The organism is Flavobacterium sp. Sr18 (genome assembly GCF_011064265.1).
GTDB classification, from domain to species: domain Bacteria; phylum Bacteroidota; class Bacteroidia; order Flavobacteriales; family Flavobacteriaceae; genus Flavobacterium; species Flavobacterium petrolei.
This window is the reverse complement of record NZ_CP049329.1, coordinates 3,323,960-3,344,040: the sequence shown is the minus strand read 5'-3', so window position 1 is coordinate 3,344,040 and position 20,081 is coordinate 3,323,960. Positions and strand designations below refer to the sequence as shown.

Sequence of the window (20,081 nt, the reverse complement as noted above, 5' to 3'; positions counted from 1 at the left end):
ACAATAGAAAAAGGAGACATACTGCTTTGAATTATGCGACTATTGTAAAATTTAACAATCAAATTAATTACAAAAGTGTAGCTTAACTTATGCTGCAGATTTTATTTGCATATGCAGTTTTAATGGAATATCTTACATTATTGGATATGGAAGAAGAACACGTTGTCATGAAAGAATTTATTCTTGTAAATAAAATTGATTTAGGATTATTTGTACCCAGCTATGACGTAAATTAGGCTTCTAACCATTTAATCTGTGATAAGGAGAATGACTTGGAAAACAATTGTTTTCAAAATCCGTTCGGCATCGTTACTATCAGAAACAAGACTGAAAAAAAACTTTGATAACGATGTAAATTTTTAAGAATTTAAAATAAAGATCGTAAATAAGGAAACGGAATTTGAGTAAAATTATCGAAGCAATCAATCAGGATACCCTTTTTTAAAAGATTTGGCTCATAATTATTTCCAAACACCTTTCTTTCCGGATAAATGGAGGGATTTAATTATATAATAGAAACATCACTGGCAATCAATAGGTCTCCCTCCGTTCCTTCTCTTTGTTCGGCTTGGCAGCTCCAAGCGGTCGTCGGCAGAAAAAGCCTCCCCCCCCGATTACGCAAACACTATGCAGCACAATAAGAATAGCAGCTTGAAAACACGCCATTGTTTTCATTACGACGCTTTGTTGCTAATTTTTAAATGTTTTCTGATAGTTATGATAATGATACTGATTTAACATATTCAACATTGAATGATAAGTACATTATCATTCAATGTTGAATAGTATTTAGATTATAAATCGCTTTTATCTAACTTAAATAAAGAAAAATGGTTAAATCAACTTTTAGTTTAAATAAGTTATTTTATTATGATTTTTTTTACTGATTTATTTTTTCCATTTTGAATTTTTACAAAATAAATTCCCGCTGTTATAGTATTGACTTGAAATTCTTGATTAAACATACCTGAATTTTGAAATATTTTGTTGTAAATATTTCTTCCAATGACATCATTAACAATAACTTCAATTACATCATTTGTTTCTGGCTTAAATGATATTTTGAAACTGCCATTATTTGGGTTTGGAAATAAAGTGAAATTTTCAAATTCGAAATCATTTGTTGCTAAATTCGTTGCAATTGCAAACTTTGTAGTATTGACTGCATAAAATATATTACCAACAGATTGCACCATTAACCTACAATCCAACGAATTAATAGTGTTTGGAATAGTAATCACTTGCAAACCATCGTTGGGTGTATTTGCCAGAAGTGTGGTTGTAAACGTTAACCCTTTATCTGTTGATAATAATATATTTACCAACGAAGTATTTATATTATTGGCTGTTGTTCCTGCTACATCCCATGTAATGGTTTGCGATGAGTTTCCCGCCCACGTTATTCCGGTTGTGTTTTGTGATGTTATTACAAATGGCCCTGTGTTGGCATTTACTGTCAGTATCATATCATCGCGTCTCACATTTGAACCCCGAATAACGGCATTGTCTCTAACAGTTACGGCAAAATTTTGTACTCGAGACACACTCGAAAGACGTTCCATTCTAGTGTTTAATTCTCCTGCAATAACTTTTTCAAGTTTAGGCATGTATCGATTGGGAGAAGCTGTAGGTTGGTTAAATTTAAAATTTGGTCCAGAGGTAGCCGTTGCGCTAGTTTCAGGTTGTACACCAGTATCTAAACCTTCCCATGAATATGTGTAACCTTCTGCATTTGAATTAGTAACTGAGGCTTTCAAAACGTAAGGTGTATCTTTTGGAATAGTGTAATCTGGACCAGCGCTTACAACCGGTGGTGCATTGTTTATAGTTATTAATGTACCACTAGTTGTTTGAGCCAAAACATTTTGTATTTCATTTATACTTGCTGTGTGATAATATGGATCGGAAATAGGTTGCCATCCATCTGAATCAACTGCTAATCCGGCGCATAACCTATTATAAGATAAATAAGTATTGCCTGCGTAAGGTTCTATTTGTATGGTACTATCTAAATTCGGACAATCACTATTAGAATAAGTATGTTTCGCTCCTAAAAAATGCCCCATTTCGTGAGCGAAATTATTACTAAATTTGTCGTTATTTATGCCTTGTTGACCGTCATATTCGGTTACTCCCTTGGTTTTCCAGTCATCAACTGCAATTGCGCCGAGCCATGCAACCCCTGCACCACCTGTACCCATCACGTGTCCTATATCAAAATTAGCGTTGCCAATAATTGGAGTAATTTGGATCGATTCGGCTAATAAAGTAGACTTATTACCATTAGTAAAATTATCAGAGTCTACAAAAATAACGGCTTCTTGGTTGGCTACTAGTATCATTCGTACCGATAAGTCTCTTTCCCAATCACCATTTAATCGTGTAATCAAATGTGCCAATGATGCTACTACAACTCCTTTTTTCTGAGCTACTGTACCTGAACCCATTCCTGCTTGAGAAGCAATTGTATTCGAAAATTCGACAGTTGTAGCCACAGCTAATCTGTAAACTCGCAATTTTCCATCGGCGTTTATTTGGCTCGACTTTGGTAAATTTTTTATTTTATTGTAATCTAATTTATCCTTTTCGTAGGAAATACCACATACAAAGTCAGAGCTTTTTGCTGATGAATTTGAATTTCTATAATAAATTGAGTTACCTGGTGCTCTAAAATGTCTGTAAACAACGTAGTTAATAAGCGAATTGCTACGGTGCTTCTTTATTAAAAATGAGCCCACTTTACCAGAATTTGTCACGGCATCAAACCCAAGTGGTGTAATACTAAATCGAATGGCTTGGGTTTTATCGTTAATCCCTTTTCCTATGTACGATTTTATATTCGGATACTTGTTTGCCAAAGCTTGTTCCATTATAGCTACTTCAAAGATTTTGTAACTATCTTGACCGCCATCAGGATTTGGAAAGCTTACAATCACGTTAGAATCTGTGGCAGAATCCATTGGTGCCATTGATAGTTGATTACTTAAAACAGAAAGATCTAAAGTAAAAACCTTGTAGCCCGTTCGGGGCATATCTGAGAAAGGAAAAGCGGGCAGTTGATTAACTTGAGTTTGTGTCATGACCGTCCAAGGTGAGATTTGACCTAAAGCATTTAATATGGAAAACAATAGTAATGAAAACAGTAATAGTTTTTTCATAATCTATTTTTTAGTTTGGGGCTATTTAAAAGATTTATGGCCTCCTGACCATTTTAAAGTCCTGAACTTGCAGGATGTTTTTTAGTTGCAATTACGAACCGTTCATTAAACGTACGCACGTTAGTTCCTATATAGATAGCTTGTACTTGAGGAGTCCACAATGCAACATCTGCATTTGTTGCATTACAAGCATCATTTAAAATATCAATTTTATTTTGTGCCATTTCCCGCAAGAATCGCCTGTCTGGAGAGTTTGAATCAACTTCTGTAAAATAAACCGCAACTGGTATAATAATTTTTGTATTGGTACTTCTAGCCAATTCACTTTGTGAATTTTGAAGTTTTGCAAATTCAATTTCAAATCTATTTTGAAAATCAAAGTGTTTTTGTTTTGCTATTGGGTCATTCATCATTTTTTATATGTGCATATCGGTTCCGCAAGTTCTTTGTTGTGAAAATCCCAATTAAAATAGGAGTAAAACGATGATTAATTTTAATTTCATATTTTGATTATTAATTGGTTGATAATTCTGCTTTATTTTTTTGACTTTTTGTAAAAATCTCTTTTATTCTACAATAATTCTTTTCACCATTTTATTTTCACCGTTCTGTATATTTATAAAATATACTCCCGATGAAGCAGTCTTTATTTGTAATTCTTGATCAAACATACCGAAATTTTGAAATGTTTTATTATAAATTTTTCTTCCACTAATATCGTGAACTACTATTTCAATATCGTCGTTTATCTCACTTGTAAACGATATTTTGAAACTTCCGTTATTTGGATTTGGATACAATGCGAAATCTTTAAACTCAAAATCTTCACTACTTAAAACATTTGTATTAAATTGATCGGCAACTGTGTTGTAATAGGCTTTCATTCTAACGACCTGCCCTGCTGTAAACATCCATCTATTACCATCTAAAGTATAGTCCATAAAATTCATTGTTAGTGCTTTAGTTCCAGGCACACAACCAGGTATAGAACCAAGTACGGGACCCCAATCTCTGGTCATTAAACATTGTGGTGTGTCTTCAACATAGTCTGTGTTTGAAGGCAAACATACATCATCTCCCGGAGATTTTCCAAAAGTATGTTCTAAATTAAAGTAATGTCCCACTTCATGCAATAATGTTTGTCCTAAATGCCATCCATTGGTAGGTACATGTCCAGGACATCCGTCGCCACTGCCGAAACAAATATTCTTTATAACAACCACATTACCCTCATTTGGAGTTCCTCCTGTATAATATCCTGCATAATTAGTATCTCTAACAACAATATTCAAACAACCTCTCCAATTAATGTCTCTAATTCCGCCGTTAAGAAAACTAGTTCCAAATGTTATTGCTGACTGTCCGTTGGTCAGACCTGTTCCAGCAGGATGGTTTCTGGTCGCTAAAACAAACTTCATATTTGAATTACCCAAATTAGTTCCTGGATAAAAAGCTTGCACTTGCGGAGTCCACAAAGATAGAGCAGGGTTTGTTGCACTAAAAGCAGCATTTAAAATATCGAGCTGATTTTGCACTAATTGTATCAAACAAGCTTTATTGGGTGAATTTGCAGCAATTTCGGGAAAGTGAACCGCCACAGGGATAATAATTGTTGTGTTGGTACTTCTAGCCGATTCATTTTGTGGATCTTGAAGTTTTGCTAATTCTATATTAAATCTTTTTTGAAAATCTAAATGTTTTTGTTTTGCTATTGGATCCGACATGATTTTTTGCATTTGCGCATCGGTTCCGCAAGTTCTTTGTTGTGAAAACCCTAATTGAAATAGGAGTAAAGCGATGATTAATTTTAATTTCATAATTTGATTAAAAATTGGTTGACAATTCTGCTTTATTTTTTTGACTTTTGGTAAAAATATTTTTTATTCTACAAGAATTCTTTTCACCATTTTATTTTCACCGTTCTGTATATTTACAAAATATACTCCCGATGAAGCAGTCTTTATTTGTGATTCTTGATCAAACATACCAGAATTTTGAAATGTTTTATTATAAATATTTTTTCCACTGACGTCATAAATTGTGATTTTAATTTCGTCGTTAGTTTCTGGTTTAAACGATATTTTGAAACTTCCATTATTAGGGTTTGGATATAGTACAAAATTTTCAAATTCGAAATCATTTGTTGCTAAATTTGGTGCAATTGCAAACTTTATAGTATTTACTGCATAAAATAAATTACCAACAGATTGTACCATTAATCTGCAATCTAATGCATTGATGTTATTAGGAACTGAAATAATTTGTGTACCATCATTTGGAGTATTTGCCAGCAGTGTTGTTGTAAAAGTTAACCCTTTATCTGTTGAAAGTAGTATGTTGACTAATGAAGTATTAATGTTGTTTGCTGTAGTTCCTGCCACATTCCATGTAATGGTTTGCGATGAATTTCCTGCCCAAGTTATTCCAGCACTGTTTTGGGATATTACCTCAAAAGGTCCCGCATCGGCATTAACAGTAAGTTTCATATCATCTCGTCGAATATGTGAACCCTGAATCATTGAGTTATCACGTACAATAACAGTAAAATTTTGTATTCTTGAAACGCTCGAAAGACGTTCATTTTTACTACTTAAATTTCCAGTAAGTACTTTTGCAAGTTTTGGCATATAACGAATCGGTTCGTTTGTAGGTTTAAAAAATTTAAAATTTGGTCCAGTTGTAGCTGTCGCACTAGTTTCTGCTTGAATACCCGTATCAGTGTTTTCCCAAGAATAAGTATAACCATCTGAATTTGAATTAGAAACCGTAGCTTTTAGCATATATGGTGTATCTTTGGGAATTGTGTAATCAAGTCCGGCATTTACAACAGGTGGGGTACTATTTAAAAGTATATAAGTACCACTGGTAGCTTGTGATAGAAGATTTTGCATCTCTTTGATACTTTCTGAATGATAGAAGGGATCATTAACAGGTTGCCAAACATCAAACAATGATGCTACGTTTGTTGGTTGCAAACTACTGCATTTTCTGTTATATGACATAATCGTAACCCCAGCATACGGCTCTATTTGCGAACTACCACTAACATTTTGACAGTCAGAAGCAGAATAGGTATGGTTCGCTCCAAAAAAATGTCCCATTTCATGAGTAATACTATTCACAAATACGGCACCTGTTATTCCCTCTGTTCCATATTCAGCGACAACTCGTGTTTTTTGATTGTCCTGAAGAATACCCTGACTTGCTATACCACCACCACCAGTGCCAAGTACAAGTCCAATATCAAAATTAATATTTCCTATAATGGGTGTAATTTGGGTCGACTCATCTATCAGAGTGTACATATTTCCGTTGGTAAAATTATCAGTCTCAATAAAAATGAGTAATTCTTGGTTTGCTACTAATTTCATACGTACTGACAAATCTCTTTCCCAGTCACAATTTAAGCGTGTTACTAGCTGAACTAAACCCGCAATAATTGCGGATTTTTTTTGAGAAGTTGTACTAGCATTCATACCTAATTGGTCTATAATTTTTGACGAAAACTCAACTGTTGTTGCTATTGCCAACCGAAAAACTCTCAATTTATCCACCGTATTTATTTGATTTGACTTATGTTGTTGATGTGCTTTGTTGTTAATTATTTTTTTACTAATATTTTCAACACCACACACAAAGTCTGTTTTTATTGATGACGGAATTGAATTTCTATAGACAGGATTAATTGCTGATTGAGAATGTTTATATATAATATAAGTGCTAAACAAATTACTTCGGTATTTTTTTATAAAAAACGAATCTACTTTTCCTGAATAAGTTACGGCATCAAATCCGATTGTTGTTAAACTAAACCGTATAGTTTGAGTTTTATCTTTGATTGATTTACCTATATAAGATTTATTATTTGGAAAATTGTTCTGCAAAGCTTGTTCCATTACTGAAACCTCAAAAATTTTGTAATCATCTTGCCCTCCTTCAGGATTTGGGAATTTCAGAATTACATTTGAATTTGTTGCACTATCCATTGGTGCATCTGATAATTGTGTTGCCAACAAGGCTAAATCTAATGTAAAAACTTCGTAATCATAAGGCATAAAACCTGTACTAGGGGGGTATACTGGCAGCAGTGCAATTTGACTTTGTGTCATAACAGTCCAAGGGGAGGTTTGTCCGATAGAACTTCCGATAGAAAGCAGTATTGTAGTTAGTAATAATAATTTTTTCATTTTTTTTATTAATGTGGTTAAGATTGCGCCAAGTTACTTTTAAATTTTTTAATCATGAAAATAGAATAATTAAATAATTCGTAAAAACACTTAATTAAATATTTTATACTTAAAAATAATTATTGAATTAAATTAATTAAACAATTCAAAATCAATATATTGAATCATAATTTCAAGCTCTCAAAAAAAGTTAATATAGGTATTAAATGTTCGATTGTAGTCCCGCTCAGTCCACTTTAAAAACCCGAAAATCATTAATTTTCGGGTTTTTTTATGCCTAAATCTCAGTAAAAATTAAGCTTAACGAGGGGTTCGATCATTAATTTAAAAAACAATTAAATTATAATTAGAAAGTTTTATAGCAAAAACTGATTATGATCAAAGTGAGCGTCGAACACTTTTTTATTTTAGTATAAAGTTAAAATCTAGGAGAGACACCTCATACCAGATAAAAATATAACTATCATAAATTCTAAATTTTATTTTAATGGATGCTCAATGGATTTCGTAAAAAAGACAGTTCCCACGATAGCGGGATCAAAACTAAATTGAAATGGGTTCTTATAAAATAAAAAAAACAGTAGTGAACTTATGCTCACTACTGTTTAAAAATAATTATTGACGTACTCTTTTTTAGGAACCCGAATTTATTTCCATCCGCCACCTAAATCTCTGTAAACATGCACCACCGCGTTAAGTTGCGCTTTTTTGGTATCTATAAGTTCGAGTTTGGATTCCAAAGCATCACGTTGGGTCATCAAAACTTCAAAATAATCCACTCTGGCAGACTTAAATAAATCACCTGCTACCGTAATCGAGCGGCTCAAAGCCTCTACTTGTTGCGCTTTCAATTCGTAACTTTTTTCCAAATTATTAATTTTAGAAAGCTGACTGGAAACCTCGAGAAACGCGTTAAGAATTGTACGCTCATAGTTGTACAGCGCCTGAATTTGTCTGGCATTCGCAGATTTATACTCCGCTTTTATTGCATTTCGATTGATCAATGGTGCTGCAAAATCTCCCGCTAATGAATACAATAATGATTCTGGCAATGTAAACAAATACGATGGTTTAAAAGCATTTACGCCTACCCTTGCACTAATATCTAATGAAGGATAAAACTCAGCACGAGCTACTTTTACATCTAGTTTTGCTGCCTCCAATTCCATTTCTGCTTGTTTAATATCGGGTCTGTTCGCCAATAATTGAGCAGGAATCCCAGAATGAATTACCGTAGGCAACACGCTAATAAAATTCGTTTTATCTCTCTTTATTTCCTGCGGGTATTGCGCTAACAAGAAATTAATTTTATTCTCAGTTTCTTTTATATTTTGGAGAATCTCAAACTCCATACTTTTGGAAGCCATAACCTCTGCCTGAAATTTCTGAACAGCCAACTCAGTTGTCCTAGCAGCTTCTTTCTGAATTTTCACAATTTCCAAAGCGGTGCTTTGCAATGCAATATTCTGTTTTACAATATCTAATTGGCTATCCAAAGCCAGCAATTCATAATACGAATCAGCAACTTCAGCAATAAGATTAGTGATTACGAAATTCTTTCCTTCAACCGTTAATAAATATCGACTTACAGCTGCTTTTTTAGAATTGCGCAATTTTTTCCAAATATCTACTTCCCAATTGGCATAAGCGGCTATTTTCAAATCGCCCAATGGATCTGGCATTTCCAAGCCGGGTCGAATTTCAGTTGACGCATCTCCGGCGCCTTGGCTGGTATATCTTCCCACTTTTTCAATTCCTGCGCCTGCGCCAATACCTACTTTTGGCAAAAGAGCACCTTTTCGCACACGGATATCGTTTTTAGCAATTTCAATTTCCTGCAAAGTAATCTGTAATTCCTGATTGTTTTTTAAAGCAATTTCAATCAGGTTTACCAAATTAGGATCTTTAAAATAGGTTTGCCAAGGCGTCGCAGCTATGTTGGTAGTATCGGTGCTCTTGTCGAAAGATTCCGGAACTGCTTTGGTTTCAACCAACGGTGCTAAAGCAGGCGTACAACTTGCCACCGCCAGACAAATACCTAGCGGGACAATATATTTATAATTCTTTATTTTATACATGATTATCATCAAATTCTTCGGTTAATGGATTTTCTTTTTCATTTTTTACCAGTTTATATTTTTCAGCAATTTTGCCAAAAACATAATACAATCCGGGAATCACAAATACCCCGCATATAGTTCCTATCAGCATTCCTCCTGCTGCCGCTGTACCAATAGTTCTATTACCAATTTTACCCGGTCCAGAGGCAAATACTAATGGAATTAAACCTGCGATAAAAGCAAAAGAAGTCATCAAAATAGGACGGAATCTGGCTTTTGCTCCTTCCATTGCAGCTTCAAAAACTGATTTTCCAGCCGCATGCCTTTGAATGGCAAATTCGACAATCAGAACGGCATTTTTACCTAGCAAACCAATAAGCATTACCATTGCCACTTGGGCATAAATATTGTTTTCTAATCCTGCTATTTTCAATAAAAGGAAAGCTCCAAAAATTCCCGCTGGTAAAGAAAGTATTACGGATAATGGCAGTATAAAACTTTCGTATTGGGCTGCCAAAACCAAATACACAAATCCCAAACAAATCAGGAATACCCAAATGGCTTGATTTCCTTGTGCTACTTCATCGGCAGAAATTCCTGCCCAATCAATATCGTATCCTCTTGGTAATTTCTTAGCTGCTACTTCCTGAATCACTTTAATTGCTGTTCCGGAACTATAACCTGACGCAGCTCCACCACTAATTTCAGTAGAAGTGTACATATTATGTCGGGTGATTTCCGAAAGTCCATATACTTTTTCTAATTTCATAAAAGCTGAGAAAGGCACCATTTCATCCCGATTGTTCTTTACGTATAATTTCAAAATATCATCAGGTTGTGCACGATATTCCGGAGCAGCCTGAACGATTACTTTATAGTTGATTCCGTATTTAATGAAACTGATTTCGTAGTTACTTCCCACCAATGTGGACAAAGTATTCATTGCATTTTCGATGGAAACCCCTTTTTGCTGTGCTATATCATTATCAACTTTCATCATATATTGAGGAAAACTGGCGCTGAAGAAACTAAAAACATTCGTTAATTCTGGACGTTTGTTCAATTCCTCCACAAACTCTTTATTGACTTCTTCCAGTTTTTTGAAATCACTAGTGCCTGTTTTATCCAGCAAACGAAGTTCAAATCCTCCTGCTGCACCATACCCCGGAACTGCTGGTGGTTGGAAAAACTCTATGTTAGCTCCGGGAATATCTTTCGATTTTTCTTCGAGCTCTATCATTATCTCCTGTACAGATTCTTTTCGATCATCCCAATCTTTAAGATTAATCAAACAAGTTCCAGCATTTGCTCCAGTTCCTTCGGTCAAAATTTCGTAACCTGCTAATGACGAAACCGATTTTACACCATCAATTGTTTCAGCAATTTTCTGTAATTTCTCGGCAATATTATTGGTTCTTTCTAGTGAAGATCCCGGAGGTGTTTGAATAATGGCATAGAACATTCCCTGATCTTCATTTGGAATAAATCCAGAAGGAACAGTGCTACTAATCAGCCAAGTTCCAGCACAGAATCCCAGAAGTGCAATAAACGTAACTGTTCTTCTATTGACAATTTTACCCAATACATTTTGGTATTTGCCTTGAGCTAAATTGAACTTATCATTGAAACCATCAATAAATCGATTGATAGGCGTTTTCTTTTTTGGTTTTCCGTGATTGTTTTTTAACATCATTGCACAAAGTGCTGGTGTCAAAGTCAACGCTACAATTCCCGAAAGGATGATTGCAGTTGCCATCGTTATAGAAAATTGTCTGTAGAAAACTCCAACCGGACCCGACATAAATGCAACTGGAATAAATACCGCAGCCATCAGAAATGTAATCGCTATAATAGCTCCCGCAATTTCGTGCATTGCTTTTTTGGTCGCTTTTAGTGGCGAAAGATGTTCTTCTTCCATCTTAGCGTGAACGGCTTCGATCACCACAATGGCATCATCGACGACGACTCCAATAGCTAAAACCAAGGCGAATAGCGTAATTAAGTTCAATGAAATATCAAAGAAAGTCATAAAAGCAAAAGTTCCAATCAAAGAAACAGGCACCGCAATAGCTGGAATAACCGTAGAACGCCAATCTCCCAAGAAAAGAAACACCACTAATCCAACCAAGATAAAAGCTTCAACCAAAGTATGAACTACTTTTTCGATAGAAGCGTCCAGGAATTTAGAAACGTCATAAGAGATTTCATAATCCATTCCTTTTGGAAATTTCGTCTTAATTTTTTCTAATTTAGTTTTTAAATCTTTTATAACCTGATTGGCATTCGACCCAAAAGATTGTTTCAGTATGATAGCTGCAGAAGGTTTTCCGTTCAAATTCGAATAAATATCATACATCGAACTACCAAATTCCACTTTTGCAATATCTTTCAAACGCAACAATTCTCCGTTACTATTGGATCGTACTACAATATTTCCGTACTGTTCCTTGGTGGTAAAACGACCCGAATATTTCAATACATATTCAAAAGCTTGTGAACGTTTACCAGAACTTTCTCCAGTTTTTCCTGGCGAAGCTTCTAAACTTTGACTGGATAAAGCTTCCATTACTTCTTCGGCAGAAATTTTATACGCCAACATACGGTCGGGTTTTAGCCAGATACGCATTGCATATTCACGTGTTCCTAAAATATCTCCAGAACCTACCCCATTTACCCTTTTCAATTCGGACAAAACATTGATATCAGCATAGTTGTATAAAAACTTCATATCGGTATTTTTGTCCGTACTATAAAGATTGACATACATCAACATACTCGGTACTTCTCGGGTAATTTTCACTCCTTCACGAACCACTAATGGTGGTAATTTATTGGTAACAGAAGCGACACGATTCTGAACATTAATTGCAGCCTGATTCGGATCGGTTCCTAAATTAAAAACTACTTGAATACTGGCTTCACCGTCATTTCCAGCATCAGAAGTCATATATTTCATTCCAGGAACTCCATTTAACGCTCTTTCTAGAGGAATAATAACAGATTTAATCATCAATTCTCCATTAGATCCAGGATAATCAGCGGTAATATTTACCATTGGTGGCGAAATGGAAGGAAACTGGGTAATCGGTAAATTAAGTACCGACAATACCCCTAAAAAGACAATTACAAGCGATATCACTATGGACAACACTGGTCTTTGTATGAATTTATTAAACATTTTATATTTTTTTAATGATTAAAACAAATTGGAATTTCTAAATCCAAACACATAGTTTCATTTTACCGCTGATTCGCTGATTTTAAAAATTTTTATATAAAAATGATTTTAAAAGAATTCCATCAAATTATTTTTTTCAAAATCATAGTAGAAAATTTGCGAATCTGCGGTCATTTTACAACTTACCGTTTAAAAATTATTCCGCTTTTAATCGTAAATGAGTGATAACCTCTTTTGGCGATACATATTCGTATTTAATTTTGTCATCTTCTTTCACTTTCTGAACTCCTTCCAATAAAATTTTGTCATTAACAGTAATACCGCTGGCAATCACATATAAATCAGGGATTTCACCAGTAATGGTAATTTCTTTGGACTCGATTGCATTGTTTTTATTCACTACAAAAACATATTTTTTATCTTGAATTTCATAAGTTGCTTTCTGTGGAATTACAATTGCATTATTCAACGCAACAATCATTTGAACTTCTCCTGTTTCTCCGTGTTTTAATAATTTATCCGTATTGGGAAATCGTGCTCTAAAAGCAATATTTCCTGTTTCATTATTAAATTCACTTTCTATAACTTCAACATTCCCTTTGAATTTAAAGACTTCGTTATTTGCTAAAAGCAGGCTTACTTTGGTATTAGCTCTGTCTTTTATATGGGTTTGATAGTCCAAATATTCAGGTTCCGAAACATTAAAATAGGCAAACATTTGACTATTATCAGAAAGACTAGTTAGTAATTCACCTTCATCAATCAAGCTTCCTAATTTCAAGGGAATACGGTCGATAGTTCCGGCAAATGGCGCTCTGATTTCAGTGAAAGATAAATGAAGTTTAGCTAAAGCCACTTCGGCTCTTGCCTGCTCCAATTTGGCTTGAGCCAAAGACTGTTCGTTTCTGGAAACTATATTTTTGTCGGCAAGGGTTTTGGCATTTTGTAATTCAATCTCAGCGCCTTTGGCTTCTGCTTGTGCCTTTAGTAATTCTGCCTGATACATTCCCGGCATAATTCTAAATAGTAGCTGACCTGCGTTTACATATTGTCCTTCATCTACATAGATGTTTTGTAAATATCCTTTTTCCTGAGCTCGGATTTCAATGTTTCGAACGGAACGAATTTGTGAAACATATTGTTTGGTAAACGAAGTATCAATTTTTATAGGATTGGTAACAATAAATTTTGTCTCTTCTTCTTTTTCTTCTTTTTTTGTTGTACAACTTGTTAGACACAACAAGGCAATCAAGCCCGTGAACACGAGTATTTTATTCATGATGTAAAATGGAAATTAAGCGATTAAATACATGGAATTGGGAATTCCTTAGACATAAAAAGTCATCAGTTTACAAAAAATATTGGAGCTGCAATACCATACATGAAAACGTAAAGCTTTCACAAAGTAAGCAACCTCAAAAATTTAGTAGCTGATTTCAGTATTAATCAAATTCTTAATACCTGCTGAATAATATAAATAGGATTTGACTGACCACAAAATGGTGCGAAGATTTTAAAATTCTTATTATAATGGTTTATAACAGACTGACAAGAAAATGTCTGATACCAAATTTTTAAAACGCCAAATTTTTCGGTGAAATTTTTATTTAAATTTTTGTCTTTGAGAGAATCGCTGTTGGAAAATTCCTCTTCTATATCAAATCCATCAGCATTAAACATAATACTGCCTGAACTAGTGTTATCAATTTTTACTAGATCTGACTTTAAAAAACTAGAAGTTAGCGAGTTGTAAATAACATTGTCATGCGAAGCAGCATGTATATAATTTCCTCCGCTTTGCAGATAGAAAAATAAATATAGAAAAAATACAGTTACTCTCATTTGGAGGTCAAAAGTAATGAAAGTAATGAAAGAAAAAAACAATTTAAATTATGTTTAACATGTAAAAGAAAGCGAAAACGATTGCAACACCTTTATGAAAAAAAATTATGTGAAAAATGAATAGATTTCAACGCATTAGATACTTTTAAACATAGAATTTTTAGAGTTATATAAACAAATGGCGAAAAATATATAGCGATTTATAGGAAGCCCGAAAACAATTGTATTCGTAAATATTCTTTCAAAGCGTTCTGTAAATTCAAAAACTCTTCTTTAAAACAGGATAACTATTTTCATGTTTAAACTTAAATTATGTTTTAATTAGTATCTCGATTATTTCTTCAAATCCAAAACTTCCAATTACTTAATTGAGACATTTATATTTAAGTCCTAGAAATTTTGTTAAGCTACCGTCGACTCTCTAAAACAATGATCAGAGAGCACATAAAGGTTTTCCATTGCTATTTAGAAAGGGGATTTTATGTTTATGAACCGACGTTTTGCCTCTAAAACGTAAATCGTATTATGGTCCTGGCGGTCGGTAGTTTTAAAAGATACACCCAAACGGTAATCATATTCCTTTTTGTTCTGATACCCAAACGCATATTTTATTTCAATCATGTGCTCTTCAATTGTCATCCCATTCTCTCCACCAAAAAACCTATAATCATTTGTTTACAGATTTTTATATCCCAAAATTTCCGCAAAATTAAAGCTTAACAAGCATTTCTACTGCTATTGCTGCATTATAGATAATCTAATTTCTATTTCCAATAACACTAAATAGGGTAAAATCGATTGATTAAAATGATCCATATTGATTTCCGACGCCAAAAAATCTTTCACTGTTAAACTGACAACCTCGTAATTGGAAACAAACTAATTTCTGAAATAACAAAAAAACTTTTATTTTAGCGTACTTTTATAAGTACAATCTTAAAAATTAAGATTAGTGTCTCATAATGTCATACCTCACGAGGAATTAAATGGGGTAAAAAAGATTATATAATTATACTCAAACCATATTAATATTTAAAAAAATATTAGCTATGTGATAAATGTTACTGTAGCTAAAATTTAAACTGACAATATTTGCAGTATAAAATTTATAATTATGGAATATATAGGTTATTTTGCGTCAATCCTTATTGGCGTAGCATTAGGACTGATAGGTGGAGGTGGTTCCATTCTTACTGTGCCAGTCTTAGTTTATTTATTTGCAGTTGAACCAGTGCTTGCAACGGCATATTCGTTGTTTATTGTAGGTTTAACTAGTGCAGTGGGAAGTGTTGGCTATTTCAAAAAAGGGTTGGTAAATATCAAAACAGCAATTGTTTTTGGTATTCCATCCATCATCGCCGTATTTACCACACGAGCTTATATTGTTCCCGCAATACCTAAAGAAATATTTTCTACAGGAAGTTTCACACTGACGAAAGATCTTTTTTTAATGTTACTTTTTGCAGTAATAATGGTTATTGCATCTTATACAATGATTAAAAAAGACAAAAAAAATACCGTTGACGAAGCAGGCGAACAAAAATTTAATTATCCATTGATACTTATTGAAGGTTCAATTGTTGGAATAATCACCGGACTTGTAGGAGCCGGTGGTGGATTTTTGATAATTCCTGCTTTAGTTATTCTGAGCAAATTACCAATGAAAGAAGCTGTAGGAACATCACTTGTCATTATTGCCGCCAAATCATTAATAGGCTTTTTTGGAGAAGGTGGAGAAAGTATTATTGACTGGCAATTTCTATTCACCATTTCGGCATTTGCAATTATTGGAATTTTCATTGGGACTTCCTTATCTAAAAAGATTGATGGTACAAAACTAAAACCTGCTTTTGGTTGGTTTGTTTTGGTTATGGGAATTTATATCATAACCAAAGAACTTTTTCTGAAATAAAACCATTTGTGAGATAAGGAAGCAAATTGTTAAGAAAGAAAATTGATTGCTTTATTATTGTAAAAATAAAAAACAATCAAGTTAGTAACAAATACCAATTTTGAAATGAGAAAAATACTGGTCTTCAGGCATCCTAAAAAATAATTCTTAAAACAAATAATAAAATATTTGAATCAATTATTCCTGTCAAAAAACATAATTATCAAACTGTATCTACATTAGTTGGTAAACTTATATCTGGTGCTATTATGATTATTTATATCTAAAATGATAGTACTCCAAAGAATATGGTATGAATAAAAGCAGCTATAAATATTTTTTTTAAACCACAAGGTAGTCAAATTCGTTTCGGTTAATGAATTTACCCTTGATTGTTGATAGTAATTATTGAAGTTCAATTTTATTGAAATAAAATATTATAATTTTAGGCAACTCTGAAAAAAAATTATTAACATTAACTCAATTAAAGATGATAGCTAAATATTCTAAATGAGTGAAGATCGCACATCGGCTGCTACAAACCCAATTACATTAATGAAATGGTTTAAAGCTATCCACAAAATGATACATGAAGCTTTGCGATTATAATTTATAATATAATGTCTAAAACTGCATATTAAGTCCAAACCATTTAGAAATTGTTAGACTAATTATACCTTTTTAGATTCAAAGGGTAAAAACATGATTTTTTTCAAATGTTATTTCACTCATTAAAACTTTATAACATTATCATACTTGACTAATAATCTAAAAAAATACCCCCAAATAGCATTTAACTTTGTGGGGGTACTTTAGAAAATTTGATACTATCAATCTTAATTTTATTATTCCATTGTAACAATAATAAACTCACTACGTCTGTTCGCTTGGTGTTCATCTTCAGTACATTTCACTCCATCAACACATTTATTTACCAGTTGACTTTCACCGTATCCTTTTCCAGTTAATCTATCGGATGATATTCCATTTTTAATCAACCATTCAACAGTTGCTTTAGCTCTTCTATCCGATAACTTTTCATTGTATTTATTGGTTTGTCTGCTATCCGTGTGCGAACGTACATCTATTTTCATCTTCGGATTTGCTTCCATAACTGATAGTATTTTCTCTAGTTCAAATGCAGCATCTTTTCTAATAGCCGACTTGTCTAAATCAAAGTAGATGATTGGTATATTCAGCGTTTTGGCTAAATCAGTACCAACGCCTATTTCTTTAATACGTTTTTCTAATTGTAATGACAACTCTGTTTTACCAGTTCTATTTCGTATTATAACCTTTGCTTCTGTAGTTTCATACGTCATTTTGTCTGCTCTTACATAATATGTTTTACCACACAATGCTTCAAAATTATATCTCCCTGTTTCATCGCTTAAACTCTCTTTTACTAACTTAAATTCGTCATCGAACAAACTTACTTTTGCATCTGATAATTGCATTCCTGTTTCCTTATCCGTGATATTCCCCCACAACATTTGCTCGCAAGTCAGTTTTCGAAGTTCTGTAAATCTGTAAATATCATCATAGCCATTGCCGCCCTCTCTGTTCGATGTAAAAAAACCATTACGATTTTTACTATTGATTAAAAAAGCAAAATCATCTAGAGGCCCATTAATCGGTGAACCTACGTTTTGCACTTCTCCTAAAAGATTCGATTCCTCTATTTTTGAAACAAATATATCTAATCCTCCCAGTCCCGGGTGTCCATCACTTGCAAAGTACAATTCATTATCTTTGGCTATAAAAGGAAATGTTTCTCTACCTTCTGTATTAATTGATTTCCCTAAATTTTTTGGCGATCCATAACTACCATCTGAGTTTATCGTCACACTAAACAAATCGGATTGTCCCAATGTCCCTGGCATGTCAGAAGCAAAGTATAAGATTTTCTCATCCAAACTCAAGGCAGGATGCGCTACACTATATTCATTACTATTGAAAGGCAATTCTATTACATTTTGCCACTTTCCAGCCTCGAACGTAGCCTTATATAATTTTAGTAAAACTATTCTATTCGAACTTTTTTGCTTTTTTCCATCTAGATAATTGTTTCTGGTAAAATACATTGTTTTCTCGTCTCGTGTAAATACCGGAGTTGATTCATGGAATTTAGAGTTAATACTTTTATCAAAACGAATTACTTTTCCCATCTCTCCATCTGGATTTATTTCCGAAAAATACAAATTGGTAAATGATTTGTTATTCCATTTGAACACTTTCTTTGCAACTCCACCTGTATCTCTTGCTGATGCAAACACCAAATTATCTTTCAAAAAAGAACTTCCATAATCAGAATATTCGGAATTTATACCAGCATCTACTACTTCAAAACGACCTGAATTGGCTTTTATGTCCTCCAGATAATTTTTTTGTTCTGCATAAAGTTTTCCACGCTGATCATTTTTGGATCGCTTATTAAATTCTTCTAACATTGTATCGGCTTTGGTATAATTACCTACAGCTTTTAATGTTTGTGAATAGCGGTAATAATATTCTGACTCCTGATCTAGATTCATAGCGAAGAGTTCAGTGTACCATTTCTCTGCTTTGACAAGATCTGCTGTAAAATAATAAGCATTACCCAATTTTTGAAACATTTTCTCATCCTTATATCCTTTTGAGGCTACATATTCATAGGTATAAATGGCATCTACATACGAATAGTTTTCATATTTTTTATCAGCTGAAGGTACCTTAGCTTTCTGGCTATATCCTGACAATGTCAACAGTAGCAATACCGTACTGTAACTATAAAATATTTTTCTTATTTTCATAATGCTATACTGTATTTAGAAGAATCTTGGAGAAATTATTTTGGTGTAGTTATTGAACAATTCATATCGCAAAAAGATTTCATGAGAACCTGAATTGTAATTGGCTAGTCGCGTGGTTTCTAAGTCATAGCCATATCCTATAAACCATGAATCAGTCACTTGAAAACCTACCATAGCACTCACTGCAGCGCTCCATCGATATGCTACACCCCCAACAAACTTATCATTAAAAATGAAATTTGTTGACAAGTCTACCTGCAAAGGAGCTCCCTGAACATACTTAGTTAATAATGATGGTTTGAATTTTACATTGTAACTTAAATCAAAAACATGCCCCGCTATTAAATACAAATTAATATTTTCTTTGGCAACATGACTATTTGCACCTGTAGCAGCGTATCGATCAAAATGCTTAGTCTCCAGTAAATATGGAGCTGATAAACCAACATAAGATTTATCCGAATGCAAATAAAAACCAACCCCAATATTAGGAGAAAATTTATTATCAATATTAGTCTGAAATGCATAATCATTCTGATCATATTGACTCAATCTATTAAAATCTACATTCAACAAATTTGCTGATGCTTTTATCCCAAAAGATAGTTTATAATTATCTGATGTATTTATGCTATAAGAAAAATCAACTGCGAGATTATTCTCGTCAGATGGTCCAATTTTGTCATTTATTATTGACACACCTAATCCTATATTACTACTATTGATGGGAGTATTCATCGAAGCAGTATTGGTTATGGGTGCACCATCTAATCCTACCCATTGTGTTCGATGCAGTGCAAAAGCACTCAATGACCCTCTAGAACCTGCGTAACCCGGATTTATGTTAATTGTATTATACATGTATTGGGTAAACTGAGCATCTTGTTGCCCGTATCCCGATAGAAATACTAACAGAAAAACAAAACTTACTATCTTCATTCTCATCTCTATATTTTTTTTTTAATTCTTAAGG

General features: G+C 33.4%; 12 protein-coding genes. 2 read left to right on the top strand and 10 right to left on the bottom strand.

Annotation, left to right across the window (positions count from 1 at the left end):
- Positions 1–89 precede the first annotated feature (89 nt).
- The gene (locus G7A72_RS14795; protein ID WP_165153031.1) at positions 90–236 is read left to right on the top strand and encodes a hypothetical protein; all 147 of its coding nucleotides are present in this window, start codon (positions 90–92) and stop codon (positions 234–236) included.
- A gap of 624 nt (positions 237–860) precedes the next feature.
- Here the strand turns inward: G7A72_RS14795 and G7A72_RS14790 are convergent.
- The 8 genes from G7A72_RS14790 to G7A72_RS14755 all read right to left on the bottom strand — a co-directional run bounded on the left by G7A72_RS14790 (position 861) and on the right by G7A72_RS14755 (position 14,425).
- Positions 861–3,158, bottom strand: a complete 2,298-nt coding sequence (locus G7A72_RS14790; protein ID WP_165153029.1) for a zinc-dependent metalloprotease — start codon at positions 3,156–3,158, stop codon at positions 861–863.
- 53 nt (positions 3,159–3,211) lie between these two features.
- Positions 3,212–3,571: a hypothetical protein gene (locus G7A72_RS14785; RefSeq protein ID WP_165153027.1), complete on the bottom strand. Its 360-nt coding sequence runs from the start codon at positions 3,569–3,571 to the stop codon at positions 3,212–3,214.
- Between the two features lie 153 nt (positions 3,572–3,724).
- On the bottom strand, positions 3,725–4,975 hold the full coding sequence (locus tag G7A72_RS14780; RefSeq protein WP_165153025.1) for a zinc-dependent metalloprotease: 1,251 nt from the start codon (positions 4,973–4,975) through the stop codon (positions 3,725–3,727).
- A 63-nt stretch (positions 4,976–5,038) separates the two neighbouring features.
- Positions 5,039–7,345: a zinc-dependent metalloprotease gene (locus G7A72_RS14775; RefSeq protein ID WP_165153023.1), complete on the bottom strand. Its 2,307-nt coding sequence runs from the start codon at positions 7,343–7,345 to the stop codon at positions 5,039–5,041.
- A gap of 647 nt (positions 7,346–7,992) precedes the next feature.
- Complete coding sequence (locus G7A72_RS14770) at positions 7,993–9,423, bottom strand: TolC family protein (RefSeq protein ID WP_165153021.1); 1,431 nt, start codon at positions 9,421–9,423, stop codon at positions 7,993–7,995.
- Complete coding sequence (locus G7A72_RS14765) at positions 9,416–12,583, bottom strand: efflux RND transporter permease subunit (protein WP_113666684.1); 3,168 nt, start codon at positions 12,581–12,583, stop codon at positions 9,416–9,418. Before G7A72_RS14765 ends, G7A72_RS14770 begins: the two co-directional genes overlap by 8 nt.
- A gap of 196 nt (positions 12,584–12,779) precedes the next feature.
- Positions 12,780–13,862 carry an efflux RND transporter periplasmic adaptor subunit gene (locus tag G7A72_RS14760; protein WP_113666685.1) on the bottom strand — a complete coding sequence of 361 codons (1,083 nt, stop codon included), beginning with the start codon at positions 13,860–13,862 and terminating at the stop codon, positions 12,780–12,782.
- Positions 13,863–14,029: 167 nt separating this feature from the next.
- Positions 14,030–14,425 carry a hypothetical protein gene (locus G7A72_RS14755; RefSeq protein WP_165153019.1) on the bottom strand — a complete coding sequence of 132 codons (396 nt, stop codon included), beginning with the start codon at positions 14,423–14,425 and terminating at the stop codon, positions 14,030–14,032.
- 1,114 nt (positions 14,426–15,539) lie between these two features.
- Between G7A72_RS14755 and G7A72_RS14750 the strand changes: the two genes are divergently transcribed.
- Positions 15,540–16,337, top strand: a complete 798-nt coding sequence (locus G7A72_RS14750; protein ID WP_165153017.1) for a sulfite exporter TauE/SafE family protein — start codon at positions 15,540–15,542, stop codon at positions 16,335–16,337.
- 824 nt (positions 16,338–17,161) lie between these two features.
- Here the strand turns inward: G7A72_RS14750 and G7A72_RS14745 are convergent.
- Both G7A72_RS14745 and G7A72_RS14740 read right to left on the bottom strand, forming a co-directional pair.
- Positions 17,162–19,108: an OmpA family protein gene (locus tag G7A72_RS14745; protein ID WP_165153015.1), complete on the bottom strand. Its 1,947-nt coding sequence runs from the start codon at positions 19,106–19,108 to the stop codon at positions 17,162–17,164.
- A 15-nt stretch (positions 19,109–19,123) separates the two neighbouring features.
- Complete coding sequence (locus G7A72_RS14740) at positions 19,124–20,053, bottom strand: type IX secretion system membrane protein PorP/SprF (RefSeq protein ID WP_165153013.1); 930 nt, start codon at positions 20,051–20,053, stop codon at positions 19,124–19,126.
- Positions 20,054–20,081: the final 28 nt, after the last annotated feature.

What these genes read in the sequence shown, in the direction of transcription:
- G7A72_RS14795 (WP_165153031.1), top strand. Translation starts at nt 90, where the DNA reads ATGCTGCAGATTTTATTTGCATATGCAGTTTTAATGGAATATCTTACA.
- G7A72_RS14790 (WP_165153029.1), bottom strand. Translation starts at nt 3,158, where the DNA reads ATGAAAAAACTATTACTGTTTTCATTACTATTGTTTTCCATATTAAAT.
- G7A72_RS14785 (WP_165153027.1), bottom strand. Translation starts at nt 3,571, where the DNA reads ATGATGAATGACCCAATAGCAAAACAAAAACACTTTGATTTTCAAAAT.
- G7A72_RS14780 (WP_165153025.1), bottom strand. Translation starts at nt 4,975, where the DNA reads ATGAAATTAAAATTAATCATCGCTTTACTCCTATTTCAATTAGGGTTT.
- G7A72_RS14775 (WP_165153023.1), bottom strand. Translation starts at nt 7,345, where the DNA reads ATGAAAAAATTATTATTACTAACTACAATACTGCTTTCTATCGGAAGT.
- G7A72_RS14770 (WP_165153021.1), bottom strand. Translation starts at nt 9,423, where the DNA reads ATGTATAAAATAAAGAATTATAAATATATTGTCCCGCTAGGTATTTGT.
- G7A72_RS14765 (WP_113666684.1), bottom strand. Translation starts at nt 12,583, where the DNA reads ATGTTTAATAAATTCATACAAAGACCAGTGTTGTCCATAGTGATATCG.
- G7A72_RS14760 (WP_113666685.1), bottom strand. Translation starts at nt 13,862, where the DNA reads ATGAATAAAATACTCGTGTTCACGGGCTTGATTGCCTTGTTGTGTCTA.
- G7A72_RS14755 (WP_165153019.1), bottom strand. Translation starts at nt 14,425, where the DNA reads ATGAGAGTAACTGTATTTTTTCTATATTTATTTTTCTATCTGCAAAGC.
- G7A72_RS14750 (WP_165153017.1), top strand. Translation starts at nt 15,540, where the DNA reads ATGGAATATATAGGTTATTTTGCGTCAATCCTTATTGGCGTAGCATTA.
- G7A72_RS14745 (WP_165153015.1), bottom strand. Translation starts at nt 19,108, where the DNA reads ATGAAAATAAGAAAAATATTTTATAGTTACAGTACGGTATTGCTACTG.
- G7A72_RS14740 (WP_165153013.1), bottom strand. Translation starts at nt 20,053, where the DNA reads ATGAGAATGAAGATAGTAAGTTTTGTTTTTCTGTTAGTATTTCTATCG.